At 73.6% G+C, this 25714-nt stretch carries 26 protein-coding genes; 15 read left to right on the top strand and 11 right to left on the bottom strand.

All coding sequences use genetic code 11. The annotated features are described in order from the left end of the window. The first annotated feature begins 115 nt into the window (after window positions 1-115). On the top strand, window positions 116-1465 hold the full coding sequence (gene allB / locus ACLQ2N_RS05925; protein ID WP_425809755.1) for an allantoinase AllB: 1350 nt from the start codon (window positions 116-118) through the stop codon (window positions 1463-1465). Then, window positions 1462-2577, top strand: coding sequence for an allantoicase (gene alc, locus ACLQ2N_RS05920; RefSeq protein ID WP_425809753.1), 1116 nt, complete (start codon window positions 1462-1464; stop codon window positions 2575-2577). Before allB ends, alc begins: the two co-directional genes overlap by 4 nt. A gap of 30 nt (window positions 2578-2607) precedes the next feature. Here the strand turns inward: alc and ACLQ2N_RS05915 are convergent, their stop codons facing one another. The 5 genes from ACLQ2N_RS05915 to ACLQ2N_RS05895 form a co-directional block, all read right to left on the bottom strand. Then, window positions 2608-3438 (bottom strand): aldo/keto reductase, encoded by an 831-nt coding sequence (locus ACLQ2N_RS05915; RefSeq protein ID WP_425809751.1) that lies wholly within the window; start codon window positions 3436-3438, stop codon window positions 2608-2610. Window positions 3439-3521: 83 nt separating this feature from the next. After that, window positions 3522-4268 (bottom strand): SDR family oxidoreductase, encoded by a 747-nt coding sequence (locus ACLQ2N_RS05910; RefSeq protein WP_425809749.1) that lies wholly within the window; start codon window positions 4266-4268, stop codon window positions 3522-3524. A gap of 98 nt (window positions 4269-4366) precedes the next feature. Beyond that, entirely contained in the window at window positions 4367-4951 is a 585-nt protein-coding gene (locus ACLQ2N_RS05905; protein WP_425809747.1) for a TIGR03086 family metal-binding protein, read from the bottom strand. A gap of 29 nt (window positions 4952-4980) precedes the next feature. Further along, the gene (locus ACLQ2N_RS05900) at window positions 4981-5415 is read right to left on the bottom strand and encodes a hypothetical protein (RefSeq protein ID WP_425809745.1); all 435 of its coding nucleotides are present in this window, start codon (window positions 5413-5415) and stop codon (window positions 4981-4983) included. Window positions 5416-5540: 125 nt separating this feature from the next. After that, window positions 5541-6164 (bottom strand): TetR/AcrR family transcriptional regulator, encoded by a 624-nt coding sequence (locus tag ACLQ2N_RS05895; protein ID WP_425809743.1) that lies wholly within the window; start codon window positions 6162-6164, stop codon window positions 5541-5543. A gap of 152 nt (window positions 6165-6316) precedes the next feature. Between ACLQ2N_RS05895 and ACLQ2N_RS05890 the strand changes: the two genes are divergently transcribed. Then, the gene (locus ACLQ2N_RS05890) at window positions 6317-7243 is read left to right on the top strand and encodes a DMT family transporter (protein ID WP_425809741.1); all 927 of its coding nucleotides are present in this window, start codon (window positions 6317-6319) and stop codon (window positions 7241-7243) included. A gap of 5 nt (window positions 7244-7248) precedes the next feature. Here the strand turns inward: ACLQ2N_RS05890 and ACLQ2N_RS05885 are convergent, their stop codons facing one another. Continuing rightward, window positions 7249-7452 (bottom strand): hypothetical protein, encoded by a 204-nt coding sequence (locus ACLQ2N_RS05885; protein WP_425809739.1) that lies wholly within the window; start codon window positions 7450-7452, stop codon window positions 7249-7251. Between the two features lie 146 nt (window positions 7453-7598). Here ACLQ2N_RS05885 and ACLQ2N_RS05880 point away from each other — a divergent pair, with 146 nt between their 5' ends. The 8 genes from ACLQ2N_RS05880 to ACLQ2N_RS05845 all read left to right on the top strand — a co-directional run bounded on the left by ACLQ2N_RS05880 (window position 7599) and on the right by ACLQ2N_RS05845 (window position 15683). Next, window positions 7599-8813, top strand: a complete 1215-nt coding sequence (locus ACLQ2N_RS05880) for a sensor histidine kinase (protein WP_425809737.1) — start codon at window positions 7599-7601, stop codon at window positions 8811-8813. After that, on the top strand, window positions 8810-9493 hold the full coding sequence (locus tag ACLQ2N_RS05875; RefSeq protein WP_425809735.1) for a response regulator: 684 nt from the start codon (window positions 8810-8812) through the stop codon (window positions 9491-9493). Before ACLQ2N_RS05880 ends, ACLQ2N_RS05875 begins: the two co-directional genes overlap by 4 nt. Window positions 9494-9595: 102 nt before the next feature. After that, window positions 9596-10771 (top strand): cytochrome P450 family protein, encoded by a 1176-nt coding sequence (locus ACLQ2N_RS05870; RefSeq protein WP_425809733.1) that lies wholly within the window; start codon window positions 9596-9598, stop codon window positions 10769-10771. A gap of 171 nt (window positions 10772-10942) precedes the next feature. Beyond that, on the top strand, window positions 10943-11926 hold the full coding sequence (locus tag ACLQ2N_RS05865) for a sugar ABC transporter substrate-binding protein (protein ID WP_425809731.1): 984 nt from the start codon (window positions 10943-10945) through the stop codon (window positions 11924-11926). Continuing rightward, on the top strand, window positions 11923-12969 hold the full coding sequence (locus ACLQ2N_RS05860; RefSeq protein WP_365687168.1) for an ABC transporter permease: 1047 nt from the start codon (window positions 11923-11925) through the stop codon (window positions 12967-12969). Before ACLQ2N_RS05865 ends, ACLQ2N_RS05860 begins: the two co-directional genes overlap by 4 nt. After that, window positions 12966-13796, top strand: coding sequence for an ATP-binding cassette domain-containing protein (locus ACLQ2N_RS05855; protein ID WP_425809728.1), 831 nt, complete (start codon window positions 12966-12968; stop codon window positions 13794-13796). Before ACLQ2N_RS05860 ends, ACLQ2N_RS05855 begins: the two co-directional genes overlap by 4 nt. A gap of 113 nt (window positions 13797-13909) precedes the next feature. Further along, on the top strand, window positions 13910-15073 hold the full coding sequence (locus ACLQ2N_RS05850) for an ROK family glucokinase (RefSeq protein ID WP_425809726.1): 1164 nt from the start codon (window positions 13910-13912) through the stop codon (window positions 15071-15073). Window positions 15074-15086: 13 nt separating this feature from the next. Continuing rightward, complete coding sequence (locus tag ACLQ2N_RS05845) at window positions 15087-15683, top strand: hypothetical protein (RefSeq protein WP_425809724.1); 597 nt, start codon at window positions 15087-15089, stop codon at window positions 15681-15683. On the opposite strand, the gene ACLQ2N_RS05840 is transcribed toward ACLQ2N_RS05845, so the two are convergent. After that, on the bottom strand, window positions 15645-17225 hold the full coding sequence (locus tag ACLQ2N_RS05840) for an isocitrate lyase/phosphoenolpyruvate mutase family protein (protein WP_425809722.1): 1581 nt from the start codon (window positions 17223-17225) through the stop codon (window positions 15645-15647). The genes ACLQ2N_RS05845 and ACLQ2N_RS05840 overlap by 39 nt on opposite strands. A 65-nt stretch (window positions 17226-17290) precedes the next feature. Here ACLQ2N_RS05840 and ACLQ2N_RS05835 point away from each other — a divergent pair, with 65 nt between their 5' ends. The 3 genes from ACLQ2N_RS05835 (at window position 17291) to ACLQ2N_RS05825 (ending at window position 19804) form a co-directional block, all read left to right on the top strand. Beyond that, window positions 17291-17965 carry an ArsR/SmtB family transcription factor gene (locus tag ACLQ2N_RS05835; RefSeq protein ID WP_425809720.1) on the top strand — a complete coding sequence of 225 codons (675 nt, stop codon included), beginning with the start codon at window positions 17291-17293 and terminating at the stop codon, window positions 17963-17965. 506 nt (window positions 17966-18471) lie between these two features. After that, window positions 18472-19155 carry a hypothetical protein gene (locus tag ACLQ2N_RS05830; protein ID WP_425809718.1) on the top strand — a complete coding sequence of 228 codons (684 nt, stop codon included), beginning with the start codon at window positions 18472-18474 and terminating at the stop codon, window positions 19153-19155. 49 nt (window positions 19156-19204) lie between these two features. After that, window positions 19205-19804 (top strand): class F sortase, encoded by a 600-nt coding sequence (locus ACLQ2N_RS05825; protein ID WP_425809716.1) that lies wholly within the window; start codon window positions 19205-19207, stop codon window positions 19802-19804. A 7-nt stretch (window positions 19805-19811) separates the two neighbouring features. Here the strand turns inward: ACLQ2N_RS05825 and ACLQ2N_RS05820 are convergent, their stop codons facing one another. Genes ACLQ2N_RS05820 through ACLQ2N_RS05810 form a run of 3 tightly spaced genes read right to left on the bottom strand, consistent with a single transcriptional unit; the run spans window position 19812 to window position 24021 of the window. Continuing rightward, window positions 19812-21266, bottom strand: coding sequence for a M20/M25/M40 family metallo-hydrolase (locus tag ACLQ2N_RS05820; RefSeq protein ID WP_425809714.1), 1455 nt, complete (start codon window positions 21264-21266; stop codon window positions 19812-19814). Continuing rightward, complete coding sequence (locus tag ACLQ2N_RS05815) at window positions 21259-22323, bottom strand: DUF917 family protein (RefSeq protein ID WP_425809712.1); 1065 nt, start codon at window positions 22321-22323, stop codon at window positions 21259-21261. Before ACLQ2N_RS05815 ends, ACLQ2N_RS05820 begins: the two co-directional genes overlap by 8 nt. 57 nt (window positions 22324-22380) lie before the next feature. Next, window positions 22381-24021 carry an OPT/YSL family transporter gene (locus tag ACLQ2N_RS05810; RefSeq protein WP_425809710.1) on the bottom strand — a complete coding sequence of 547 codons (1641 nt, stop codon included), beginning with the start codon at window positions 24019-24021 and terminating at the stop codon, window positions 22381-22383. A 203-nt stretch (window positions 24022-24224) separates the two neighbouring features. Here ACLQ2N_RS05810 and ACLQ2N_RS05805 point away from each other — a divergent pair, with 203 nt between their 5' ends. After that, complete coding sequence (locus ACLQ2N_RS05805) at window positions 24225-24995, top strand: IclR family transcriptional regulator (RefSeq protein ID WP_425809708.1); 771 nt, start codon at window positions 24225-24227, stop codon at window positions 24993-24995. 16 nt (window positions 24996-25011) lie between these two features. Here the strand turns inward: ACLQ2N_RS05805 and ACLQ2N_RS05800 are convergent, their stop codons facing one another. Beyond that, complete coding sequence (locus ACLQ2N_RS05800) at window positions 25012-25692, bottom strand: AroM family protein (RefSeq protein ID WP_425809706.1); 681 nt, start codon at window positions 25690-25692, stop codon at window positions 25012-25014. Window positions 25693-25714: the final 22 nt, after the last annotated feature.

Here is a 25714-nt window from a genome sequence, read left to right as displayed (position 1 = left end):
AACCTCCAGTGCGGCTCCGGATGCGCCCGGGTGCGAGGGTGAGGTCTTGACGGGTCGCGTTCCCGAGTGAAGACTCCTTCAACAGTTCGTTGAAATTGCGACGTGAGGAGCACCGGTGTCCGGTCCGGACGTGAAGCTGCTACTGCGCTCGACGCGCGTCGTCACCCCCGAGGGGACCCGGCCCGCATCGGTCGCCGTCACCGGCGGGACCATCGACGCCGTACTTCCGTACGACACCGAGGCCCCGGCCGGTGCCCGCGTCGAGGACTTCGGGGACGACGTCCTCCTGCCCGGCCTCGTGGACACCCACGTCCACGTGAACGACCCCGGCCGCACCGAGTGGGAGGGCTTCTGGACCGCCACCCGCGCGGCGGCGGCCGGCGGCATCACCACGCTGCTCGACATGCCTCTCAACTCGCTGCCGCCCACCACCACGGTCGGGAACCTGCGGGTCAAGCAGGGCGTCGCCGAGCCCAAGGTGCACGTCGACACCGGCTTCTGGGGCGGCGCGGTCCCCACCAACGTCAAGGACCTGCGCCCGCTGTACGAGGCCGGGGTGTTCGGCTTCAAGTGCTTCCTGTCGCCGTCCGGCGTCGAGGAGTTCCCCGAGCTGGACCAGGAGCAGCTGGCCCGGTCCATGGCCGAGATCGCCGGCTTCGGCGGGCTGCTCATCGTGCACGCCGAGGACCCCCACCACCTGGCCTCCGCGCCGCAGCAGGCCGGACCGGCCTACGCGGACTTCCTGGCGTCCCGGCCGCGCGACGCGGAGAACACCGCCATCGAGGGCCTGATCGCCCACGCCCGGCGGCTGAACGCCCGCGTCCACGTCCTGCACCTGTCGTCCAGCGACGCGCTGCCGCTGATCGCCGCCGCCCGGCGCGAGGGCGTCCGGCTCACCGTCGAGACCTGCCCGCACTTCCTCACCCTCACTGCCGAGGAGGTCCCCGACGGGGCCACCGAGTTCAAGTGCTGCCCGCCGATCCGGGAGGCCGCCAACCAGGACGCCCTGTGGCAGGGACTGGCCGACGGCACCATCGACTGCATCGTCTCCGACCACTCGCCGTGCACCACCGACCTCAAGACCCCGGACTTCGCCTCCGCCTGGGGCGGCATCTCCTCCCTCCAGCTCGGCCTGCCCGCCATCTGGACCGAGGCCCGCCGGCGCGGCCACACCCTGGACGACGTCGCCCGCTGGATGTCCGCCGCCCCCGCCGCCCTGGCCGGGCTGCACCACAAGGGCGCCATCGAGGCGGGCCGCGACGCCGACTTCGCGGTCCTGGCGCCCGACGCCACCTTCACCGTCGACCCGGCCGAGCTCTTCCACCGCAACCAGGTCACCGCGTACGCCGGCCGCACCCTGCACGGCGTGGTGCGCTCGACCTGGCTGCGCGGCGTACGCATCGCCGCCGACGGCGTCCTCTCCGAACCCACCGGCCGCCTCCAGACAAGGGACCCCCAGGCATGACGGCGACAGCGCACTTCACCGGCGACGCGAACCCGTACGGCGGCGGCGACCCGTACGCCGACTACCGCACCGCCGACCACCCCTTCACCCACCTCGTGGACCTCGCCGACCGGCGGCTCGGGGCGGGCGTGATCGCGGCCAACGACGAGTTCTTCGCCGAGCGCGAGAACCTGCTCAAGCCGGAGCCCGCACACTTCGACCCGGAGCGCTTCGGGCACAAGGGCAAGATCATGGACGGCTGGGAGACCCGCCGCCGGCGCGGTGCGAGCGCCGCGCGGCCGCACCCGGTGGACGAGGACCACGACTGGGCGCTGATCCGGCTCGGCGCCCCCGGCATCGTGCGCGGCCTGGTCGTGGACACCGCCCACTTCCGCGGCAACTACCCGCAGGCCGTCTCCGTCGAGGCCGTCTCGCTGCCCGGCTCGCCCTCGCCGCAAGAACTGCTCGCCCCGGACGTGAAGTGGACGACGCTCGTCCCCCGCACCGCCGTGGGCGGCCACGCGGCCAACGGGTTCGCCGTCGACGTGGAGCGCCGCTTCACACACCTGCGGCTCAACCAGCACCCGGACGGCGGCATCGCCCGCCTGAGGGTCTACGGCGAGGTCGCCCCGGACCCCGCCTGGCTGGCCGCGCTCGGTACGTTCGACGTCGTCGCCCTGGAGAACGGCGGCCGGGTCGAGGACGCCTCCGACCGCTTCTACTCCCCGGCGACGAACACCATCCAGCCCGGCCGCTCCCACACGATGGACGACGGCTGGGAGACCCGCCGCCGACGCGACCGGGGCAACGACTGGATCCACTACCACCTGGTGGAAGAGGCGGACATCCGCGCCGTCGGGATCGACACCGCCTGCCTCAAGGGCAACGCCGCCGGCTGGGCGCGGCTCACCGCCCGGGACGGGGAGACCGGTGAGTGGACCGAGTTCCTGCCCCGGACCCGGCTCCAGCCCGACACCGACCACCGCTTCGTCCTGCCGGAGGCGGTGCGTGCCAACCAGGTCCGGATCGACATCTTCCCGGACGGCGGAATCTCACGGCTCCGCCTCTTCGGCTCGCTCACCGCACGCGGCGCGGCCCGGCTGGCCGCCCGCCACGCGGAGCTCGGCGGCTGACCGCCCCGCACTCCGAGGAGCACGGGGGCGTCAGAACTCCTCGTGTTCCTCGGGGTCCCCGCCGAACCGCTCCCGCCGCCCGTTCGAGATCCGCCCCAGCTCCTCGGGCGTCAGCTCGGACCCGAACAGGTCCAGGTTCTCCCGCTGCCGCCCCGGATCGGCCGACTTCGGGATCGGTACCGCCCCGAGCTGGGTGTGCCAGCGCAGCACCGCCTGGCCCGGGGTGACGCCGTGCGCCTCGGCGACCGCCACCACCTCCGGGTCGGCCAGCAGGTCCCGGCCGCGCCCCAGCGGGCTCCAGCTCTGCGTGACGATCCCCATCGCCGCGTGCACCGCGCGCAGCTCCTCCTGGGGCAGCCGGGGGTGCAGCTCGATCTGGTTGACGGCGGGCACCACGCCCGTCTCCTCCTCCAGCCGCCTCAGGTGCTCCGCGGTGAAGTTGGAGACCCCGACCGACCGGACGAGCCCGTCCTCGCGCAGCTTGATGAGCGCCCGCCAGGTGTCCACGTAAAGCCCTACCTTGGGCAGCGGCCAGTGGATGAGATAGAGGTCCACGTAGTCCAGGCCGAGGTTGCTCCGGGACTCCTCGAACGAGGCGAGCGTCTTCTCGTAGCCGTGGTGCCGGCCGGGCACCTTGGTCGTGACGAAGACCTCCTCGCGTGGCACTCCGCTGCGGGCGATGCCGCGCCCGGTCCCGGTCTCGTTGCCGTAGTTCAGCGCGGTGTCCACGAGCCGGTAGCCGAGGTCCAGGGCCCCGGAGACGGCCTTCTCCGCCGCGTCGTCGTCCAGCGGGTAGGTACCGAGCCCGACCGCCGGGATCGTACGGCCGTCGTTCAGGGTGTGCGCCGGGATACCGGACATGGTCGTCCCTTCTCCTCATTGCCGTTACGGGGCATGCCTCCCCGCCCAGCGTAGGCGGGGAGGCGCCGGGCGGCAGGGCGGCGTCAGGCGGCGTGACCGCCGTCCACGACCAGCTCGGCCCCGGTGACGAACGCGGCCTCCGCGCCCGCGAGGTACGAGATCAGCGCGGCGACCTCCTCCGCCGTGCCGAACCGGTCCAGCGCGTTGGCCGCGCGCTGGCCCTCGGCGAAGGGGCCGTCGGCGGGGTTCATGTCGGTGTCCACGGCGCCCGGCTGGACCAGGTTGACCGTGATGCCGCGCGGGCCCAGTTCGCGGGCGAGCGGCTTGGTCAGGCCGGAGAGCGCGGACTTGCTCATCGCGTAGAGCGTCCCTCCGGGTCCGCCCGCGTGCCGGCTCAGGGCCGTACCGAGGGAGATGATCCTGCCCCCGCGCTCCATCACCTCGGCCGCCGCCCGGCAGGCGAGGAACACCGCCCGGACGTTCACGGCGAGGACCCGGTCCACATCGGCGGGCGTGAGGGTGCCGATGGGGCCGAGGACGCCGATCCCGGCGTTGTTCACCAGGATGTCCAGCCGCCCGAGCTCCTCCGCCGCCCGGTGCACCGCCGAGGCGGCGGCCTCCGGGTCGGCCGAGTCGGCCCGCAGCGCGACCGCGCGGCGGCCGGTCGCCTCGATCGCGGCGACGACCTCCTCGGCGGCGCTCTCGTGCCGTACGTAGGTCAGCGCCACGTCGGCGCCGTCCCGGGCGAGCCGCAGGGCGGTCGCGGCGCCGATGCCCCGGCTGCCGCCGGTGACGAGCGCGGTGCGGGGGAGGGGAGGGGTGCTGTTCATCGTGGTTCCTGTCCGTTGCCGGTCGTGCTGACAGGAACCAGGAAAGTCGTTCGGCGCCCCGGGGACCGGCGGGAAACGGACGCCGAATCCGTGCACCATCAGCGCCAGTCGGGCGAGCGGCCGAGCGCCGCCAGTACGCGGGCGAGCGGGCCGCCCTTTGCCGTCGGCAGCGATGGCCGGAAGGCGGCGCCCGGGCGCTCCCGTGCGACCCCGTCCGGGACGCGCAGCGCCAGGGGCAGGGCGGCCGCCACCACCTCCTCCGGCAGCGCGAGGGGCAGGCCGAGCGACGCGGCCACGTCCCAGGAGTGCACGACGTAGTCGATGAAGTGGAACCCCATCGCGACGGCCCCGGGGAACGTCGTCCCCGTGTTGATCTCCGGCAGCGCGAACCGCCGCTCGGCCGCCCCCGGCCGCTCGAACGCGTCGAGCACGGTCCGGGCCGTCCCCCGGTACCAGGCCACCGGATCGTCCCCGGCCGCCCGGTGCGCCCAGGCGGCGGCGTCCGCCCCCTCGCCCCGCGCGGCGGCGGCGAAGCCGAGGTGCTGGGTGCCCATGTGCTCCACCAGGCGGCGCAGCGTCCAGGCGTCGCAGGGGGTGGGGCGGTCCCAGTCGTCGGGGCCCGCGCGGCCGACGAGGCGCACGGATTCCAGCACCGCGATCCGGTCCAGCTCGATGATGTCCATGGATGGTCCCTTCGTAGGCGGAAGACAGGTCAGGGCGTGTCCACGGGCCACGGTGCCGCCCCGGACACCAGCCGCCACGCGGAGTCGTACACCGCCGAGTGGCTGGTGAAAGGGGCCGTCCAGGTCGCCGAGCGCAGGGCGCCCCCGTCCCGGTGGGCGCGGACGATCTCACGGTGGTCGGGGCGGGCGACGAAACCCATCAGGTGCTCCTGGGCCGTCCAGACGGTGATCGAACCGGACCGGTTCATCCGGGGGCCCATGTCCACCCAGAGCCACATGCCGACCGCGCCGGGCGTCCGGGGCCAGGTGCGGCGCAGCCGCATGCCCGCCGTGCCGACGGAGAACGTGCGCCACGGGCGGTGCGTCACGAACTCGGTGACCCCGACGACCACCTCGGCGCCGGGCTCCACGGCCCGGGCGGCGGGACCCGGCTGCCATCGGGTGCTCCAGAGAATCTGCGGCACGGTCGATCTCCTCCTGGTGCGCGGGGCCGTCCACCGCGGGTCCCCGCGGCGGATGCCCATGACCCTACAAGTAGACGAACGATCGTGCTATTAGTTTGGCCGGGTCGTACCCGCTCCTACGCGTGCTACGCGTCCACCGCGACCGCCCGGAGCCGCCCCAGGATCGCGCGCCACGCCCTGGCGTAACTCTCGGCGTTGCCACGCAGCACGGAGTCGCCGTTCGCCAGCTCAAGGAACGCGATGATCTCGAAGGCCAGCTGGGCCGCGTCGCAGTCCTCCCGGATCTCGCCCAGTGTCCGCGCTTCCACGATCCGCGCCTCCACGAACGCGAACCAGTTCGTCTGCGCCGTCAGCAGCGCGTCGTGCACCGCGCCCTCCCTGGCGTCGAACTCCGCGAGTGCCGCGTAGAAGAAGCAGCCGCCGGGGAAGACCCGGTCCCGCGAGTAGGCGATCCAGGACTCGCACATCCGGCGCACCCGGCCCAGCCCGGCGGGCGTCTCACGCGTGGGGACCACCACATGCTCGTCGTAGACCGCGGCGGCGGCCCGCACGGTCGCCAGCTGAAGCTCCTCCTTGGAGCCGAAGAGCGCGAACACCCCGCTCTTGCTCAGCCGGAGATCCGTGGCCAGCCGGCCCAGCGACAGCCCGTCGAGCCCTTCCACCGAGGCGACCGCCGCGGCCCGGGCGAGGACCAGCTGCCGGGTGCGGTTGCCGCGCTCGACCCTGCCGTCCTGGCGATTTCCGGCCATCCGGTGACTCCGTGCTCCGATGAGGTGCGGGCGGCCCGCGTGGGGCGCGTCCGGGGGCTCGTCATTCTAGGAGGGCGCCCGGTAGCGTGATCTTCCCCAGTGCGAGCCGGTGCCGTCTCCACGTCGTCCCTGTGGAGAGAGCAGGAGCCCCGTTGTCCTCCGCCGCCGTCCCCGCCCCCCTGCTCGCCCCGCCGCGCCGGGCCTGGCTCACCGATCTGCCCGTCCTGCTGGTCGCGGTGGTCTGGGGATCCAGCTATCTCGCCGCCAAGGGCATCACGACTCCGCACACCGTCGTCGCCGTGCTCGTGCTGCGGTTCGCCGTCGTGCTGCCCGTCCTCGCGGTCGCCGGGTGGCGCAGGCTGCGCACGCTGAGCGCGGCGCAGTGGCGGGGCGCCGGGCTGCTGGGCCTCGTGCTCAGCGGGATCTTCCTGGTGGAGACGTACGGCATCGTGCACACCTCCGCGACCAACGCCGGGCTCATCATCAGCCTCACCATGATCTTCACCCCGCTCGCCGAGGCCGCCGTCACCCGGACCCGGCCGACCGGGTCCTTCCTCGCCGCCGCCGGGCTCTCCGTGGCCGGGGTGGTGCTGCTCACTCAGGGCGGCGGCTTCACCAGCCCTTCGGCCGGTGACCTGCTCATGCTGGTCGCCGCCCTCGCCCGGACGCTGCACGTCCTGCTCATGGCCCGTATCAAGTCGGTCGAGGGCGCGGACGCGCTGTCCCTGACGACCGTGCAGCTCGGCAGCGCCGTCGCCGTCTTCGCCCTGCTGGCCGCCGCGCCGGGGACAGGGGCGGCACCCTGGACGGTCGCCGCCGGATTCGGTGCCCGGGAGTGGGCCGGGCTGCTCTTCCTCTCGGTGTTCTGCACGCTCTTCGCGTTCTTCGTGCAGATGTGGTCCGTACGCCGGACCTCGCCGTCCCGGGTCAGCCTGCTGCTCGGTACGGAACCGCTGTGGGCCGCCGCCGCCATCGCGATCGGCGGCGAGCGCCTGGGCGTCGCCGGGGCGGCGGGCGCCGTGCTGGTGCTGGCCGGAACGGCCTGGGGGCGGCGCAGCGCGGACCAGGGTGCGCCCTGACCGGCTCACTCCTTGATCGCGTCCGCCGCGACCATGACGGCGACCCCCGCCACCACGAGCACGATCGACACGAAGAGCGGGTACTCGGCGGCGAACGGCAGCCGCTGCACCAGGTTGAAGAAGCGGAACCAGTCGAACCACACATGGAGCAGTCCGGCGACCCCCTGGACGAAGACCAGGAAGCCGGCCGTCTCGCAGAATTTCTTCATGGCCCCGAGCCTGGCCGCCGGGACGGCGCCGCCGCGTCGGCCGGTGGGCTGCCCGCCGGGTCCGAAAGTCTCCGCCTCCGCGACTTTGGTCGCTCCCGCGCCCCGGACCCCCGGATCCCGCCGCGCACGTGCGTAGCTTTGTCGACATGACGCGTACGGAGTACCCCTGGCTGCTGCCCTCGGCGATGGCCGGACCCGAGCTGCCGGGCGACCGCGGCCGGTCCCGCCGCACCGTGCGGGACTGGGCCGTCGACCTCACGGCGTTCCTCTGCGCGGCGGCCATCGGCCTGGCGACGCTCGCCGCGATCGAGGCCGACCCCACCACATCGGACACCTTCGTGCTGGTGGACTCCCTCGTCGGCGCCGCCGCCTGCTGCGCCCTGTGGTTCCGGCGCCGCTGGCCGGCCGGGCTCGCCGTCGCCCTGACCCTGCTGTCCACGATTGAACCGGTCGCGGCGGGCGCCCTGCTCGTCGCGCTGTTCAGCGTGGCCGTCCACCGGCCGTTCCGCCCGGTCGCCCTCGTCGGCGTGGCGGCCCTGGCCGTCGCCCCCGTACAGCCGTACCTGCGCCCGGACCCGAACTCCTCGTTCCTGGCGTCCACCGTCATCGGGCTCCTGCTGATCCTGCTCGTCCTCAGTTGGGGCATGATCGTGCGCTCCCGGCGCCAGCTCGTCGTCTCCCTCCGGGAGCGCGCCGTCCGCGCCGAGACCGAGGCCGCCCTCCGCGCCGAGCAGGCCCAGCGGCTCGCCCGTGAGGAGATCGCCCGGGAGATGCACGACGTGCTCGCCCACCGGCTGACCCTGCTCAGCGTCCACGCCGGGGCCCTGGAGTTCCGGCCCGACGCGCCCCCGGCCGAGGTCGCCCGCGCCGCCGGGGTCATCCGGGACAGCGCGCACGAGGCGCTCCAGGACCTCCGCGAGATCATCGGCGTACTCCGCGGCCCCCGCGACACCGACGGCAACCGCCCGCAGCCGACCCTGGCCACCCTCGACGCCCTCGTCGCCGAGTCCCGGGAGGCGGGCATGGCGGTCACCCTGGACAACCGCCTCGCCGACCCCGGCGCCGTGCCCGCCGCCTCCGGGCGCACCGTCTACCGCATCGCGCAGGAAGCGCTGACCAACGCCCGCAAGCACGCCCCCGGCGCCGAGGTCACCGTCGCCGTCACCGGCGGACCCGGGCAGGGCATCACCGTGGACGTGCGCAACCCGGCCCCCACGGCACCCTTCACACCGGTCCCCGGCTCCGGCCAGGGGCTCATCGGCCTCACCGAACGGGCCACCCTCGCCGGGGGCCGCCTCGACCACGGGCCCGCCCCCGGCGGCGGGTTCGCGGTGCGGGCCTGGCTACCGTGGGCGTCATGACCGACGCGCCTGTCCGGCTACTGATCATCGACGACGACCCGCTCGTCCGGGCCGGGCTGACCCTGATGCTGGGCGGCGCCGACGACATCGACATCGTGGGCGAGGGCGCCGACGGCAGCGAGGCCGCGGAGCTGGTCGACCGGCTGCGGCCCGACGTGGTCCTGATGGACATCCGGATGCCGGTCATGGACGGCCTGACCGCCACCGAAGCGCTGCGCGCCCGGCCCGACGCGCCGGAGATCGTCGTCCTGACCACCTTCCACGCCGACGAGCAGGTGCTCCGCGCCATCCGCGCAGGTGCCGCCGGCTTCGTCCTCAAGGACACCCCGCCCGCCCGCATCGTTGAGTCGGTGCGCCGGGTCGCGGCCGGCGACCCGGTCCTCTCACCCGCCGTCACCCGGCAGCTCATGGCCCGGGCGGCGGGCGCCGGGCAGGAGGAACGCGTCGACCGGGCCGCCCGGGCGCGCGAGCGGATCGCGCTGCTCGCGGACCGGGAGCGCGAGGTGGCCGTCGCCGTGGGCCGGGGCCGGTCCAACGCGGAGATCGCCGCGGCGCTCTACCTCAGCGTCGCCACGGTGAAGACCCAGGTCTCCCGCATTCTCGCCAAGTTCGGCTTCAACAACCGCGTCCAGATCGCCCTGATCGTCCACGACGCCGGACTCCTGGACGACGAAAGCTGATCGAATCCGGCCTGAAGCCCCCCGTCCCCCGCAGGCATCCCGGCCTACGCTGAACGGGCCGGTCCCTCGGAGCCGGCTCGACACGACCGGGAGGGCGGGCCCATGACCGACGTCGATGTGGATCTCAGTGGGTTGGCCGACTTCACCGCGGATCCGTACCCGTACTACGAGCGGATGCGCGCGGCCGGACCCGTCCACCTCGTCCGCACCGACGAGTTCGACGGCATCTGGCTCGTCGTCGGCTACGACGAGGGCCGGGCCGTCCTGGCCGACCAGCGTTTCGGCAAGGACTGGCGGGCGCTGCCCGGCGAGACCGGCGGCGACCCGATCAACGCGAACATGCTGGAGACGGACCCTCCCGACCACACCCGGCTGCGCAAGCTCGTCGCCCGCGAGTTCACCGCCCGCCGGATCGAGGCGCTGCGCCCCCGCGTCGAAAAGATCACCGGTGAACTCCTCGACCTGATGGTCCCCGGGGGCCGCGCCGACCTCGTGGACGCGCTCGCCTTCCCGCTCCCCATGACCGTGATCTGCGAACTGCTCGGCGTCCCCGACCTGGACCGGTCGGCCTTCCGCAAGCTGTCCAGCGGCGTCGTCGTCCCCGCGAACCCGGTGGAGGAGGGCGAGGCGGTCCGCGCCATGGGCGCCTACCTCACGGAGCTGATCCGGGACAAGCGCCGCTCACCCGGCGACGACCTGCTCAGCGCTCTGATCGCCGCCCGCCACGAGGACGACGACGCGCTGTCGCCCGACGAACTGGTCGGCATGGCCTTCCTGCTGCTCGTCGCCGGCCACGAGACGACGGTCAACCTCATCTCCAACGGTGTACGCGCCCTCCTCGCCCACCCCGACCAGCTCGCCGCGCTCCGCGCCGACCTCTCCCTGCTCGACGGCGCGGTCGAGGAGATGCTCCGCTACGACGGTCCCGTGGAGACGGCGACCCTCCGGTTCGCCCGGGAACCGGTCGAGGTCGGCTCCCGGACCATCGGGGCCGGCGACGCGGTCCTGGTCTCCCTCGCGGGCTCCGACCGCGACCCGGCCCGCTACCCGGAGCCGGAGCGCTTCGACATCCGCCGGGACCCCCGCGGCCACCTCGCCTTCGGACACGGCATCCACTTCTGCCTGGGCGCCCCGCTGGCCCGGATGGAGGGCCGCATCGCCATCCGCGCCCTCCTCGAACGCTGCCCCGGCCTCGCGGCCGACCCGGAGGCCGCCCCGTTCGACTGGCTGCCCGGCACACTGATCCGGGGGGTGCGCCGCCTGCCGGTGCGCTGGTGAGCGACGCGCCGCCGGCCTCTTCGTGCCCCTCCGGGTTGCGGCGGCGCGGGCTCGGGGATACTTGCCCAGCCGGGCCGGGACCACAGGGCCCCGGCTCCACCGGCAGCAGCACAGCGAGCAGCACAAGAAGGGCACGGCGTCGTGGCAAGGGTTCGGACAGGGGTACGTGCGATGGGCGCCGTGCTTGCGGCGGTGCTGGGGGTGTCCCTCATGGGATGCAGCAGCACCGGCGGCAAGCGGGCGGAGGAGCGTGCGGCCAAGGCCGCTGCCGAAGGCCGGGCCGCGGTGAACACGCCCCGCTGGACCTTCGCCATGGTCACCCACTCGGGCGACGGCGACACCTTCTGGGACATCGTCCAGAAGGGCGCCGACATGGCGGCCAAGAAGGACAACATCAACTTCCTGTACTCGAAGAGCGACGAGGGCCAGCAGCAGGCCCAGCTGGTCCAGGCGGCCATCGACAAGAAGGTCGACGGGCTGATCGTCACGCTCGCCAAGCCCGACGCCATGAAGGACGTCGTCGCCAAGGCCGTCCGCGCCGGCATCCCCGTGATCACGGTGAACTCCGGCTCCGCCGAGTCCAAGGCGTACGGTGCGCTCACCCACATCGGCCAGGACGAGTCCATCGCCGGTGAGGCCGTCGGCGACGAGCTGAACAAGCGCGGCCGCAAGAAGGCCCTCTGCATCCTGCACGAGCAGGGCAACGTGGGCCACGAGCAGCGCTGCGCCGGCGCGAAGAAGACCTTCGACGGCGAGATGCAGAACCTGTACGTGGAGGGCACCAACATGCCCGACGTCCAGGCGTCCATCGAGGCGAAGCTCCAGTCCGACAAGGACATCGACGCGGTCGTCACGCTCGGCGCGCCCTTCGCGGACGCCGCCGTCAAGGCGAAGAAGACCGCCGGCAGCAAGGCCGAGGTCGACACCTTCGACCTCAACGCCACCGTCGCCGCCGGGCTGAAGTCCGAGACCCTCGGCTTCGCCGTCGACCAGCAGCCCTACCTCCAGGGCTACGAGGCCGTCGACCTGCTCTGGCTCTACCGCTACAACCGCAACGTCCTCGGCGGCGGCCGCCCCGTCCTCACCGGCCCGCAGATCATCACCGCGAAGGACGCCGGAACGCTCGCCGAGTACGCCGACCGGGGCACCCGATGACCGCCGGGCCCGGATCGACCGCCGTCGTGGACGAACGGCTGCTGCGCACCTCACCGCTGCGCAAGCTCCTCGGCCGCCCGGAGCTGGGCTCGGTCGTCGGCGCGCTCGCCGTCTTCCTCTTCTTCGCGGTCGTCGCCGACAGCTTCCTGCGCGTCACCAGCTTCGGGACCGTGCTGTACGCGGCCTCCACCATCGGGATCATGGCGGCTCCGGTCGCGCTCCTGATGATCGGCGGCGAGTTCGACCTGTCGGCCGGTGTGATGGTCACCAGCTCCGCGCTGGTCTCCTCGATGTTCAGCTACCAGATGACGGCCAACGTCTGGGTCGGCGTCTTCGTGTCGTTGCTGGTCACGCTCGCCTTCGGCGCGTTCAACGGCTTCATGCTGACCCGCACGAAACTGCCCAGCTTCATCATCACGCTGGGCACGTTCCTGATGCTGACCGGGCTCAATCTGGGCCTCACCAAGCTCATCAGCGGAACCGTCTCCACGAAGGGCATCGGCGACATGGAGGGCTTCCCCTCCGCCCGCAAGCTCTTCGCCTCCTACTGGACCGTCGGCGGCGTCGAGCTCAAGGTGACGCTCCTGTGGTGGGCCGGACTGGTGGCCGTCGCCACCTGGATCCTGCTCCGCACCCGCTTCGGCAACTGGATCTTCGCCGTCGGCGGCGGCGCGGACGCGGCCCGCGCGGTCGGCGTCCCGGTCGTCCGCACCAAGATCGGGCTCTACCTCGGCGTCGCCTTCGCCGCCTGGGTCTCCGGGCAGCACCTGCTGTTCAGCTACGACGTCGTGCAGTCCGGCGAGGGCGTCGGCAACGAGCTGATCTACATCATCGCGGCCGTCATCGGCGGCTGCCTGATCACCGGCGGGTACGGCTCCGCGATCGGCTCGGCGGTCGGCGCCCTGATCTTCGGCATGACCAGCAAGGGCATCGTGTACGCGGAGTGGAACCCGGACTGGTTCAAGTTCTTCCTGGGAGCGATGCTGCTCCTGGCCACCCTGCTCAACGCATGGGTACGCAAGCGCGCGGAGGCGACGACATGACGGCCCCCAAGGCCCCCGAAGGGCCCGAGGAAACCGGCCGGCAGGCCCTCGTCGAACTGGACGACGTGGCCAAGTACTACGGCAACATCAAGGCGCTGGAAGGCGTCTCCCTGGAGGTGCACGCGGGCGAGATCTCCTGCGTGCTCGGTGACAACGGCGCCGGCAAGTCCACCCTCATCAAGATCATCGCGGGGCTGCACCGGCACGACGCCGGGCGGTTCCTGGTGGACGGTGAGGAGACCACCCTCGCCAACCCGCGCGACGCCCTCGACCGGGGCATCGCCACCGTCTACCAGGACCTCGCGGTCGTCCCCCTGATGCCGGTCTGGCGCAACTTCTTCCTGGGCTCCGAGCCGACCACCGGTGCCGGTCCCTTCAAGCGCCTCGACGTCAAGCTGATGCGCGAGACGACCCGCTCGGCGCTGCTCCGCATGGGCATCGACCTGCGCGACGTGGACCAGCCCATCGGCACTCTGTCCGGCGGCGAGCGGCAGTGCGTGGCCATCGCGCGCGCCGTCCACTTCGGCGCGAAGGTCCTCGTCCTGGACGAGCCGACGGCCGCGCTCGGCGTCAAGCAGTCCGGGGTCGTCCTGAAGTACATCGCGGCCGCCCGGGACGCCGGTCTCGGCGTGGTCCTCATCACGCACAACCCGCACCACGCGTACCTCGTCGGTGACCGGTTCGTCCTCCTGAAGCGGGGCGCCATGGCCGGCAGCCACACCAAGGAGAGCGTCACGCTGGACGAACTGACCCGGCAGATGGCGGGCGGCAGCGAGCTGGAGGAGCTGAGCCACGAGCTCGAGCGCACCTCCGGAGACACGGTGTAGCGAAGGCGCCCGGCGCCCGCGCCGCTCCCGGGGTGGCAGAATCGGGGCAGACGGGCGCCGTCCGCCACCGGGATCACTCCTGACCCGGTCACCCCAATCCACACCCAGGGACGATGAGCACGTACCGCGACTTCGCACACCGCGGCTCCGCCCGCGCGACCGTCCTGCGGACCGTGGGCACCCGGGAGAGGCGCTCGCACCTCACGGCGCCCCGGGTCCCCACCGTCGGCATCGACATCGGCGGCACCAAGGTCATGGCCGGCGTCGTGGACGCCGACGGCACGATCCTGGAGACCGTGCGCACGGAGACCCCGGACAAGTCCAAGAGCCCGAAGGTCGTCGAGGACACCATCGTGGAGCTGGTCCTCGACCTCTCCGACCGGCACGACGTGCACGCGGTGGGCATCGGCGCGGCCGGCTGGGTCGACGCCGACCGCTCCAAGGTCCTCTTCGCCCCGCACCTGGCGTGGCGCGACGAGCCCCTGCGCGACGCCCTCGCCTCCAGGCTCGTCGTCCCGGTCATGGTGGACAACGACGCCAACACCGCCGCCTGGGCCGAGTGGCGCTTCGGCGCGGGGCGCGGCGAGGACCACCTCGTCATGATCACCCTCGGCACCGGAATCGGCGGCGCGATCCTGGAGGACGGCCAGGTCAAGCGCGGCAAGTACGGCGTCGCCGGTGAGTTCGGCCACATGCAGGTCGTCCCCGGCGGCCACCGCTGCCCGTGCGGCAACCGGGGCTGCTGGGAGCAGTACAGCTCCGGCAACGCCCTGGTCCGCGAGGCCCGCGAGCTGGCCGTCGCCGACTCGCCGGTGGCCCACGGGATCATCGAGCGCGTCAAGGGCCACGTCCCGGACATCACCGGACCGCTCATCACCGAACTGGCCCGCGAGGGCGACGCGATGTGCGTCGAGCTCCTCCAGGACATCGGCCAGTGGCTCGGCGTCGGCATCGCCAATCTGGCCGCCGCGCTCGACCCCTCCTGCTTCGTCATCGGCGGCGGGGTCAGCGCCGCCGACGACCTGCTCATCGGCCCGGCCCGGGACGCCTTCAAGCGCCAGCTCACCGGCCGCGGCTACCGCCCCGAGGCCCGGATCACCAAGGCGCAGCTCGGCCCGGAGGCCGGTATGGTCGGCGCGGCGGACCTCGCCCGGCTGGTCGCGAGGCGCTTCCGCCGCACCAACCGCCGCCGCGTCGAGCGGTACGAGCGGTACGCGCAGATCTACGACCAGGCGACGAGCACCCTCCGCAGCAACCGCAACACCCGCACTTCCTAGGGGCCCCACACCCATGACCGCAGCCGAGCACCCCGTCGTGCCGCGCCAGTCCCCGCCGCGGGACGAGGGCGACGGGCCGCCCCCCGAGACCCGCCGCCGGCTGATCCGCCGGCGCCTGATCACGGCGACGATCATCGTGCTGCTCATCGGCGTCCCCGCCGGATACCTGCTGATCTCGGCGGGCCAGAGCCGCCGCTCCGGCGAGGACAAGGCCGCCGAGGCCGCCGCGCAGGGGCTGCGTCCCGGCTGGCCCTCCCGGATGCTGCGCCGCATCTTCGAGGTCCCGATCCCCGGTTACGCGACCGAGGTCCAGTACTACGAGACGAACAACTGGAAGGCCAGCCGGATGTACGTGCAGTTCCGCACGACGTCCAACGGCCTGGACGCCTTCCTGAACGACATCGGCACCGGCCGCGCAGCCCTGGAGCTCGGCAAGGTCACGATCAGCCATCGCGACACCGAGATCGCCGGCTGGTACTTCGGCGACGGCGTCTCCTGGGCGGGCACCACGCACACCAACAAGGACCCGCGCCCCACCCAGGACATCACCGTGGACATGACGGACCCGATGTCACCGGTCGTCTACGTCGTCTCGGCCGCGACCCCCTGACCCGTCGCCCGGTGCCAGCGCCTGCACGGCGGCGTACGGGAGCGCTCCGCCCCGCACCGGGCCGCCGTCCCGGATCGCGGCTGCCGTGGAGACGGCACCGGCCAGCGCCTCCCGATAGAGCAGCGAGCCGAGGCTGACCCGGCGCACCCCCAGAGCGCTCAGCTCGTCGATGCCGGGCCCGGCCGGGCTGTACAGCACGTTCAGCGGGGTCAGGAGGACGGCGGTCAGCGCGGCGATCCCCGCCCGGTCCGACAGACCCGGCACGAACACCCCGTCCGCACCGGACTGCTCGTAGACCGCGAGACGGCCGGCGGTGCGCTCCTGTTCGACCCCCAGCCAGTACGTGTCCGTGCGGGCGTTGACGAACAGCCCGGGCACCGCCTCCTTCACGGCGGCGATCTTCGCGGCGTGCAGCTCCACCGGTGCCAGGGTGCCGTCGGCCCGGCCGTCCTCCAGATTGATCCCGGCTGCCCCCGCCTCGTACAGCCGGCGCGCGAACGAGGCGACCTCCGCCGGGTCGTCGCTGAACCCCCCTTCGGCGTCCACGCTGAACAGGAACGACCCCCGCCCGAGCCGCCGGGCCAGGTCCACGGTCGCCTCCTCGGTCGCCGCCGCCCCGTCCGGCAGACCGAGCCCCGCCGCCACGCCCAGGCTGGTGGTCCCCACCGCCTCGAACCCCTCGGCCGCCAGCGCGGCGGCCGACGCGTGGTCCCAGGCGTTGGGCAGCAGCAGGGCCTTTCGCCGGTGGTGGAGCCGGGCGAACGGCGTCATCGGCCGCCCGAGCAGACCCTCGGTCAGCGCGAGGGCGTGCGCCCTGCCCGGGCAGACCCGGGGCGGCGCGCCGAAGGTGAGCGGCACGGGGTGGTCCTGCTGGGCGGCCACCGGATCGAGCAGGACCTCGTCGCCCTCGGCGATCTCCCGTCCGGCGACCCGGGTGGCGCGCACGGCGACCCGGCGCATGACCCGCACCGGCGGATCGTGCCGCAGCACCCGGGCCGTCGGCACCCCGGCCCCGGCCGCCGTGACGGCCTCCACCAGCGTGGCGGTCGCGGCGCACGCCTGGGCCAGCAGTCCGATGCGGTTGGCGACGGCCTCCAGGCGGGCCTCGTCCGCCGGTCCCGGCGCGAGCAGCGCGACCAGCCGGGCGACGGCCAGGTCGGCCTCGGTCCCGCCGTCCTCGCCGAAGTACGCGTCCGCGACCACCGCCATCTCCCGGGCGATCCGCTCCGGCTCCGGCATGTCCAGCGCGGCGGCCAGGCTGCTCACCACGCGCGTCCGCGGATCGCCGTCCCCGTCGGCCGCCGAGGCCGCCCGGTGCAGACCGGCCGGGGACAGACGGGCGAGTTCGGCCTCCACCAGGGCCCGCCGCCGCCGGTGCGGCTCACCGGAGGCGAACCTCGCCACGGCGGCCCGCAGCCAGGCGACGCTCGCACCGGGCGCCCCGCCGAGGGGGCTCGGCGCCGGAGGGACGAGCGCGGGGTCGGCGAGGGCCGCCCGGATCTCCGCGTACCGGCGGAACTCGTGTGTCGTCGTGTGACTCATGACTCAGACCGTAGGCCCGGAACACTTCGGCCCCCGCCGAACCGTCGCTGCGCCACCATGGACCCATGTCCACTCTCGCCGACACCGCCGCCCTCTTCGCCGACCGCACCCGCGCCGCCTTCTGCGAGGCGCTGCTCGACGGGCGGGCCTGGACCTCCGGGGAGCTGGCCCGGCACGCGGGCGTCGGCGCGTCCACCGCCAGCGAGCAGATCTCCCGCCTGGTGGCCGGCGGCCTGCTGACCGAGGAGCGCCAGGGCCGGCACCGCTATGTCCGGCTCGCGGGCCCGGAGGCGGCCGCGCTGACCGAGGCGCTCGCCGGCTACGCCGCCGGCACGCCCCGCCCCCGCACCCTGCGCGCCGCGGTCCGCCAGGACGCCGAGGCCCGGGCGCGCACCTGCTACGACCACCTGGCCGGCCGGCTCGGGGTGGCCCTGGCGGACGCGATGAGCGCGCGCGGCCTGGTCGACACCGCCTCCGGGATCGCCGTCACCCCGGCGGGCCGGGCCTGGCTGGCCGACACCCTGGACTACCGGCAGCCCGCCGGGTCCCGGCGCCCCCTCGTCCGCACCTGCCTGGACTGGACCGAGCGCCGCTCGCACCTCGCGGGCGCCCTGGGCGCGGCGCTGTGCGCGGCGTCCCTGGACCGCGGGTGGGTGCGGCGCGTCGGCTCGGGGCGCGCGGTGAAGGTGACGCCGGAGGGGACCACGGCGTTCGGGGAACTGCTGGGGGTGGGGGTGTGAGGGGCGGCCGCTCAGCCGCCGCGGGGGAGAGGCCCAGGGCGAGGCCCGGGTTCCGGAGGGACGGACCGTCGGCCTGCCGTCCCGGCCGTGAACCAGAGGGCGTCGATGTCCCGGTCGCCTGAGCGAGGGAGTTGTCCCGGTCGGCGCAGAAGGCGTCCGGTGGGATGAGGTCGGCTTCGACGAACTCAGGGGACCAGGAGTCTTCGGGCCCGCTCATGGTGTCGGTCCGGCGGTGAGGAGATCCGCGAGCAGCAGCGGTTGACGGACGTCGCGACTGCTGTACGCCGCCGAGCAGCGCAGGCGGGGTGCGGCGGCCGAGACCGGGGCGCCCTCGGGCGCCCCGGTCTCGTGTCCGAAGGGCTCTTCGGGTCGGACCGCTATCGGCTACTCAGGGTACTTGTCGCACTTATCAGAGTGTTACGTGGCATTTATCCCGTGCGTCATGGCATCTCTTAGGTCGATCGATTGATCAGTACGACAATCATCCCGGCTCGAAGGAGTTCAGCATGCGTATTTCCGCTTCTGTCCGTGCCCGCAGCGTCCGCGCGGGCACCGTCGCGGCCGCCGCGGTCGCCGCCGCCGCTGCCACCCTGGGCGGGGCGTCGGCCGCCTTCGCCGCCCCCGGCGACAGCGGCGACATCGACATCCGCCCCGGCGGCTGGGCGGCGCGCGGCGGCGACGGCAACGAGGTCTGCAAGTTCGTCCTCCAGGCCGACAACTTCGGCGACATGCGGGCCGTGCCGTGGACCATCACCGCACAGCCCCCGACCACGCCCCCGGGGGACACCCTCGCCAGCACCCTGCCCCTGGTGAACGGCACGGCGCGCAGCCAGGAGTACCTGCTTCCCGAGGGCACGTACCAGCTGGTGTGGATCGTTCCGTCCGGCCCGAAGAACAAGGCGTTCAAGGTCAACTGCACCAAGCCGGCCGCCAACAACGGCTCCGCGAACAACGGCTCCGCCGGGAGCAGCGAGCGCGGTTCGGCCGCTTCGGACTCCGAGGCGGGCTACGAGCAGCCGTCCGGCGGCGTGCCCGCCGGTGGCGGCGGCGTCCCGGACATGGAGAGCGTCAGCTCCGAGAGCGACTCGAACGTCGCGACCACCGCCGCGCTGGCGGCCGGGGCCGCCGGAGCCGCCGGGCTGATCATGGTCCGCCGAGCCGCACGCCGCCGTGCCCGCAACGAGGCATAACCCGCGCAGAAGACGCCGACGGGGCCCGAGCCGGGCTTGTCGTCTCACGATGACGCTGTGCGTGACCTCCTCGCTGGTGACCGGCATCGTCTGGGCGAGTTCCGACTCGTCCGACGATCCGGTCGCCGCCGCCCACGGCAACGACGCCGCGGGCGGCGGCGACCGGCCGGTCCCGCACGCACCCCTGTCCCCGTCGCGGCCGGTGAAGGTCGCGGTGCCCGCGATCTTCATCGAGGCGCCGGTCACCGGCCTCGGGCTCGACGAGAAGGGGCACCTCGGGGCCCCGCCCATGAGCACACCCAGGGAGGTGGGCTGGTACCGCGACGGGCCCTCACCCGGCGAGCAGGGCACCGCGCTGATCGTCGGCCACCGCGACACGGAGACCGGACCGGCGATCTTCCTCAACCTCAACGCCCTGCACAAGGGCGACAAGGTCACCGTCACCCGGGCCGACAAGCGGAAAGCCGCGTTCACGGTCGACGCGGTCGAGACGTACACGAAGGACAAGTTCCCCGACGACAAGGTGTACGGCAGCACCGGCCGCCCGGAACTCCGCCTGATGACGTGCGGGGGACGCTTCAACAAGAAGGACGGCTACTCGGCCAACGTCGTCGTCTTCGCCCACCTCACGTCGTTGAAGAAGGTGTGACACCCCCTCACCCGGTGGTCCGCTCCCGTACGGCGAAGGCGTTCAGGGTCAGGGACAGGCTCGCGGTGAGCCGCCGCGCGTACGGGACGTGCAGCGACTCGTTCGGCCCGTGGGCGTTGGCCCCCGGGCCCAGCACTCCGCACGCCAGGAACTGGGCCCCGGGGAACTGGCGGGACAGCTTCCCCATGAGCGGGATCGTGCCGCCCTGCCCGATCCGGGCGACGTCCGCCCCGTCGAAGCAGGCCCGGCTCGCCGCGGACAGCGCGGCGCTCAGCCACGGCTCCTCGGCGGGCGCGTGCCAGCCGTCCGCGAGGACCCGGTCGGGCGTGAAGCGGACCGTCGCGCCGTACGGCGGGTCCGCCTCCAGGAGCCTGCCCAGCTCCGCGACGGCCGCCGCGCTGTCCACCGTCGGCGGCAGCCGCAGCGCCAGCTTCACCCGGGTGCGCGGGCGCAGTACGTTGCCGGCCGAGGCGACCGGGGGCAGCCCGTCCGCGCCGGTGACCTCCAGGCTGGGGCGCCACGCCCGGTTGAGCAGCAGCTCCCCGGGGTCGTCGGCCATGGCCGAGGTGTCCCCGTGCCAGTCGAAGCGCTCCCGGACCCCGTCGCCGAGCAGGGCCGCCGCCTCGCGGGTCTGCTCACGGCGCTCCGGGGGGATCTCGCCGTGCAGGACGGCGGGGCGCAGCGTGCCCGTCGCCCCGTCCTCCACGCGGTCGAGCAGCTGCCGCAGCACCCGGAACGACGAGGGCACCACGCCTCCGGCGTCCCCGGAGTGCGCGCCGTCGCCGAGGACCCGCACGTCGAGCGTGCCGCCGCAGGCCCCGCGCAACGACGTGACCAGCCACAGCCGTTCGTAGTCGCCCGCGCCGGAGTCCAGGCAGACCACGAGGCCCACCTCGCCGATCCGGTCCGCCAGCACCCCGAACCAGTGGTCCAGGTCCGGGCTGCCGGACTCCTCCCCGGCCTCGAACACCCCGACGCACCGGGGCCGGGCCGCGCCCTGGTCGGCCAGGGCCCGGATCGCGGTCACCGAGGCGGGCAGCGCGTACCCGTCGTCGGCGCCGCCGCGCCCGTACAGCCGGGTGCCGTCGGAGGACGGCTCCCACGCGGTGCGGCCCCCGGTCCAGCCCTCGCCCTCGGGCTGCTTGTCGAGGTGGCCGTAGAAGAGGACGGTCTCGTCGGACCGGGTGCCCGTGCCGGGGACCTCGAAGAAGATCAGGGGCGTACGGCCCGGGGCACGCAGGACCTCGGTGCGCAGACCCGGCAGCGGGACCTCGCGCAGCCAGCCCGCCGCCGCGTCGACGGCCCGGTCCAGGTGGCCGCGGGCCTCCCACTCCGGGTCGTACGCGGGGCTGACCGCCGGGACCCGGATGTGGTCCCGGACCAGTGGCAGGATCTCGGTCTCCCACCGCGCGTCGCAGAACTCCCGTACGGGGCCGGGGTCGGCGAGGAACGGCTCAGACATGGGCGAGCGCCTTCGCGGCAGGGGCGAACTCGATGCCGAGCAGCGCCTCGACGGGGGCGTACACCTCGGGCATGTACATCGTCGGGGACAGCAGCAGGTTCTCCGCCGGGGCGACCAGGACCTCGATGCGCTTGCCCACCTCGACATCGGCGGAGGCGAGCGGCTGCCCCGCCTCGTCGAACGTCGTGATCAGGTCCGGGAACGCGGCCCGGCGCTCGCCCGCCAGGTCGAGGGCCATGTACTCGTTGACGAAGTGCAGCGTGGTGCCCGCCGCGTCGTTGAGGACGGCGACGCCGACGTCCAGGCCCTCGCGCTGCTCGCAGCGGTACTCGCGCACGGTCCCCGAAGCGGCGATCTCGCCGCCCAGCTGCCGGGCCGCGCCGGCCGGGCCCTCGGCCAGGAAGCGGTGGCCCAGCTCGATGGCGAACGAGATGGCGCCCGGGGCGCCGTTGCGGACCGCGTAGCCGACCTCGACGGGGTTGCGGGCGACGCCCACCCAGCCGTTCGCCTCGACGGAGGCGCGCCGGACCACGTTCGACGTAGCGTCCAGGCCGCCGGAGACGGCGCCCTCGACGTAGGTGTGCGGCTTGCCGCCCGCGTAACCCTGGCTGGACCGGTAGCCCTCGCGGCGGTGCAGGCCCATTGCGCCCATCTGACTGGAGGGGTGGGCGCGGCCGTTGCACGCCAGGTCGATGACGGGGAGGCCGGTGAGCGCGGAGTGGAACCAGCCGTTGATCGTGGTCTCGGCGCCGTTCTCGTTCGTGTGCAGCGCGACCAGGTCGCCCGGCAGCTCGCGGCGCAGCAGCTCCAGCGCGCGCACCAGGTGCGTCGGCAGCACCTGCGGGTCGGGCGCGGCGGGGGCGCCGACCAGGGCCACGGTCGCGGTCAGGTCGCCGTCCGCGAACTCGTCGGCGCTCCACAGCTCGGGGGTGCCGACCTGGAGGGCCAGCTCGGCGGTGCGCAGACCGCGCTCCACGAACCCGCCGCCGCCTCCGCCGAGTACGGCACCGCCGTACACGGCCGCGCGGATGTCGTCATGGGTCAGCTGTCGCTTCACGGGGTTCTCCCAGGGTGGTGCAGTGCGGGTGTACGAGAGGGCAGAGAAGGGGGTCGGCTACTTGACGGCCTTGAACACGCCGTTGCCGAAGGAGTAGAGGGCGTCGCCGGCGATCGCACCGCCGGCGAAGACCTCCAGGTCGCCCTTGACGTCCCGGCCGAGGAGGCGCGGGGCGAGGACGCGGGCGGCGATGCCGGCGGCGACCATCCAGCCGGCCATCGGGGTGGTGATCAGCAGCCCGGTCGCGAGCAGGATGCCGAGCTGACGCTTCGACCCGCCGACGAGCTGCACGATCGCGCCCGGGATCGCCCACAGCGCGAGATGCTTCGCGGTCTCGACGGACGGGCCGGCCTTGATCGCGGCGACGTACGCGGCGTCGATCGGGGCGGTCTGCCCGTTGTCGAAGAACATCCGGTACGAGACGAGGACGACGACGATCGCGACGCCGAAGCCGATCATCGCGGCGATCAGCTGCTGGCGGCGGCCCTCCAGCTCGAAGGCCGGGTCCGCGTTCTCGCCGCGCAGCAGGTAACCGGTCTTGAGGTCGTAGCCCATGTCCGCGAAGGCCGGGCCGGTCGCGGCGGTGAAGCCGGACAGCACGACCAGCGCCTCCGGCGGGAAGCCGATGAGGATGCCGAGCAGCAGCGTGATCAGGGCGATCGCGAAGGCCGGGAACCAGCCGGAGTGCATGGACGCGATGCCGACCAGCAGCTCGTGCAGGAACGCCGCGACGGTCGCGTACACCAGGAAGCCGATCAGCATGCCCGGGCTCATGTGGGTGGCGGCGCCGGTCGCGAAGGCCAGCAGGACCGAGATGGCGAGGTAGGCGCCGAGGCCCAGCCGCATCGAGCGGCCCAGGCGCCGCGCGCCCTCCTCGGCGCCCTCGGGCACACCGGCCGAGCGGGCCTCGGCCGCGTTGGCGCGCCGGGCGCCGAGGATGGTCCGGCCGACCTGGACGAGCGCGACGAGCCCGGCGCCGATCATCATCCCGTGCGGCAGGTACATCGCGTTCAGGTCGAGTCCGAAGAGCGGGTCCGCGTACTGCGTGAACAGCAGGCCGACGCCGAACGCGGCCATCGCGCCGAAGCCGCCGATCAGGGCCACGCCGAACGCCGACATCGGCAGCGAGAACACCGCGCCCACCAGACCGGTCACCAGGCCCAGCCCGAGGACCTTGGCGCGCCGGCCGCCCTCGTCGCCCGCCCTGATCGCCTCGGCGGCGGCGAGCCCGAGCGGCCACGGGTTCTTCGCGGGGAAGGCCGGGGTGTCGTACATGCGGTACAGCAGCCAGGCGTCGACCAGCATCGCGACCGAGACCCCGACCAGCATCGGGACGATCATGTCGTCCATGCCGAACAGGAACGGGATGCCGATCGGCAGGAACAGGCTGTTCGCGGCGCCGAACGTGGCCGACGAGATGCTGGTCTGCGCCAGGTTCTGCGCGTGGACCGAGCGGAAGCCGCGGAAGGCGACGAGCGGCACGCGCGCAAGCGTCATCGCGGCCAGCGCGCCGATCAGCGAGGTGCTGGGCGTGACGCCGAGGGTGGCGAGCAGCTGCACGCCGACGACCGCGCCGAACACGCTGAGCACCACGGTGAGGATCAGGTTGCCGGGCGCGAGGGCGCGGGGATGGCGCGCTGCCTCGGCCGCGGGGTGCGAGGCGTCGGTGACGGCCCGGTTCGTCGCGTCGGTGCTCATGGATCTCCGGTGCTTCCGTGCGGGGCGGCGTGTCCGCCGCTCCAGGAGTTCCAAAATATGGAACCGTGTGTGAATATCTGGATGTGCTGGATCATCTCCGGGGGTGCGCCCGCCCGTCAAGGGGGTGGGCGGCGGTCTCGGTATGTGGGCGGCCCTTACGATCGGACGCACGGGCCCCGGGGTCCGGGGGAGGCAGGAGAACGGTGAGCACACTCGCCAACGCGCGGGACGTCCTGCGGCTGCTGGCGCGCCTTCAGCGCGACCTGACCGTGACGGACGTGGCGGGCGCCCTCGACCTGCCGAAGAGCTCCGTCTCACGGACGCTGAGCATGATGGCCGAGTACGGCTTCCTGGACCGCGATCCGGTGAGCCGCGCCTACCGGCCCGGCGAACTCGTCATGGAAGCCTCGTACCACTTCCGCGCCTCCCGCTCCACCGCCTCGCTCCTGGAGGAGGAACTGGCCAGGCTGGTCGCCGACATCGGCTACACCGGTTACGTGGACGTGCTCGACGGCGCCGAATCGCTGGTGCTGCACATGCGCATCGGCACGGTCGGCGCCCTCCAGGCGTACACCCCGGCCGGCACCCGCGCGCCCGCCTACGCCAGCTCCATGGGGCGCGCCCTGCTGGCCCGGCTGGACGACGCGCAGGTGCTGCGGCTCGTCGACGCCCGCCTCGAACAGGCCACCGGCTCGGCTCCCCGCACCCCCGGTGAGCTGGTCTCCTCCCTGGCCCGGGTGCGCGCCGACGGCTGGGAGTCCTCCCGCGGCGAGTTCGTGCCGAACGTCGCCGGGATCTCCGCCGCCGTCGTGGACGGCGATACGGGACAGGTCTTCGGCATAGGGATCGCCCTGCCCGCCCCGGACCTGCGCCGGGAGAACGAGGCCCGCTTCGGACGGGCGGTGCGCGATGCCGCGCGGCGCGTGGGGAAGCGGATCGGCGATCCGTACTGGCTGCGCTACGTGGCCGAATAGGCCCGGGGGCCGGCCCTCAGGCGAGCAGCGGCCCCAGCATCGCGCCCACCACCGCGCCCGGTGTCAGCACCGGGACCGTGATCCCGGCCGCGCGCAGCGCCTCGCGGTGCCTGGTTCCGTAGCCCATGCAGTCGAGCACCAGGGCGTCGGCCCCCGCCTCCAGTTGGGCGCGGGCCGCCGCCCGCAGGGCGCTGTCGTCGTCGGCGTAGGGCGAGGCCGTGGTGAACGCCGGGGCCGGGTCGAGCGCCCGCCACTTCGTCCGGGCCTCCGCCACCTGCTCCGGCAGCGGGACGACGATCCCGACCCGCCCGCCCCGCAGCGCCGCGCCCACGTACCCCGTGAGCAGCGCGTCCGGCTCGACCAGCCGCGCCCGCCGCGTCCGCAGCCCCGGGAACTCCCCGGTGCACAGGAGCACCACGACGTCCGCCCCTTCCGCCTCCACCCGCTCCACGAGGGCGACGAGACCGGCGCCGACGGCGTCGGCGTCCAGCGTCACGGGGGTTTCGTCGGCCAGCCGGCTCAGCAGCGTCGCCCGCCCCCGCGCCGCGCCGAACCGCGCCTCCACCTCCGCCCGGCCGAGCCCGTCGAGGACCCCCGCGTGCCGTATCCGGGCCGTGGCCGGCAGTTCCGCCTCGACGGCCACGGAGAGGTCGGGGCGGGGGGACTGGCCGATGGTCAGGAACGTCACGGTGTGCACGGGGCGCCTCGTTTCGACGGTT

This window comes from Streptomyces sp. DT224 (assembly GCF_049844595.1).
Lineage (GTDB): Bacteria > Actinomycetota > Actinomycetes > Streptomycetales > Streptomycetaceae > Streptomyces.
Note: the sequence above shows the minus strand (reverse complement) of the source record. Positions and strands in the feature narration are given on the sequence as shown.

Bases quoted from the DNA above. Each gene is read 5' to 3' on its own strand.
- ACLQ2N_RS05855 (WP_425809728.1), top strand. From the start codon at position 12,966: ATGACGGCCCCCAAGGCCCCCGAAGGGCCCGAGGAAACCGGCCGGCAG.
- ACLQ2N_RS05840 (WP_425809722.1), bottom strand. From the start codon at position 17,225: ATGAGTCACACGACGACACACGAGTTCCGCCGGTACGCGGAGATCCGG.
- ACLQ2N_RS05830 (WP_425809718.1), top strand. From the start codon at position 18,472: ATGCGTATTTCCGCTTCTGTCCGTGCCCGCAGCGTCCGCGCGGGCACC.
- ACLQ2N_RS05825 (WP_425809716.1), top strand. From the start codon at position 19,205: ATGACGCTGTGCGTGACCTCCTCGCTGGTGACCGGCATCGTCTGGGCG.
- ACLQ2N_RS05885 (WP_425809739.1), bottom strand. From the start codon at position 7,452: ATGAAGAAATTCTGCGAGACGGCCGGCTTCCTGGTCTTCGTCCAGGGG.
- alc (WP_425809753.1), top strand. From the start codon at position 1,462: ATGACGGCGACAGCGCACTTCACCGGCGACGCGAACCCGTACGGCGGC.
- ACLQ2N_RS05845 (WP_425809724.1), top strand. From the start codon at position 15,087: ATGACCGCAGCCGAGCACCCCGTCGTGCCGCGCCAGTCCCCGCCGCGG.
- ACLQ2N_RS05870 (WP_425809733.1), top strand. From the start codon at position 9,596: ATGACCGACGTCGATGTGGATCTCAGTGGGTTGGCCGACTTCACCGCG.
- ACLQ2N_RS05875 (WP_425809735.1), top strand. From the start codon at position 8,810: ATGACCGACGCGCCTGTCCGGCTACTGATCATCGACGACGACCCGCTC.
- ACLQ2N_RS05905 (WP_425809747.1), bottom strand. From the start codon at position 4,951: ATGGACATCATCGAGCTGGACCGGATCGCGGTGCTGGAATCCGTGCGC.
- ACLQ2N_RS05915 (WP_425809751.1), bottom strand. From the start codon at position 3,438: ATGTCCGGTATCCCGGCGCACACCCTGAACGACGGCCGTACGATCCCG.
- ACLQ2N_RS05910 (WP_425809749.1), bottom strand. From the start codon at position 4,268: ATGAACAGCACCCCTCCCCTCCCCCGCACCGCGCTCGTCACCGGCGGC.
- ACLQ2N_RS05895 (WP_425809743.1), bottom strand. From the start codon at position 6,164: ATGGCCGGAAATCGCCAGGACGGCAGGGTCGAGCGCGGCAACCGCACC.
- ACLQ2N_RS05865 (WP_425809731.1), top strand. From the start codon at position 10,943: ATGGGCGCCGTGCTTGCGGCGGTGCTGGGGGTGTCCCTCATGGGATGC.
- ACLQ2N_RS05810 (WP_425809710.1), bottom strand. From the start codon at position 24,021: ATGAGCACCGACGCGACGAACCGGGCCGTCACCGACGCCTCGCACCCC.
- ACLQ2N_RS05860 (WP_365687168.1), top strand. From the start codon at position 11,923: ATGACCGCCGGGCCCGGATCGACCGCCGTCGTGGACGAACGGCTGCTG.
- ACLQ2N_RS05850 (WP_425809726.1), top strand. From the start codon at position 13,910: ATGAGCACGTACCGCGACTTCGCACACCGCGGCTCCGCCCGCGCGACC.
- ACLQ2N_RS05880 (WP_425809737.1), top strand. From the start codon at position 7,599: ATGACGCGTACGGAGTACCCCTGGCTGCTGCCCTCGGCGATGGCCGGA.
- ACLQ2N_RS05835 (WP_425809720.1), top strand. From the start codon at position 17,291: ATGTCCACTCTCGCCGACACCGCCGCCCTCTTCGCCGACCGCACCCGC.
- ACLQ2N_RS05820 (WP_425809714.1), bottom strand. From the start codon at position 21,266: ATGTCTGAGCCGTTCCTCGCCGACCCCGGCCCCGTACGGGAGTTCTGC.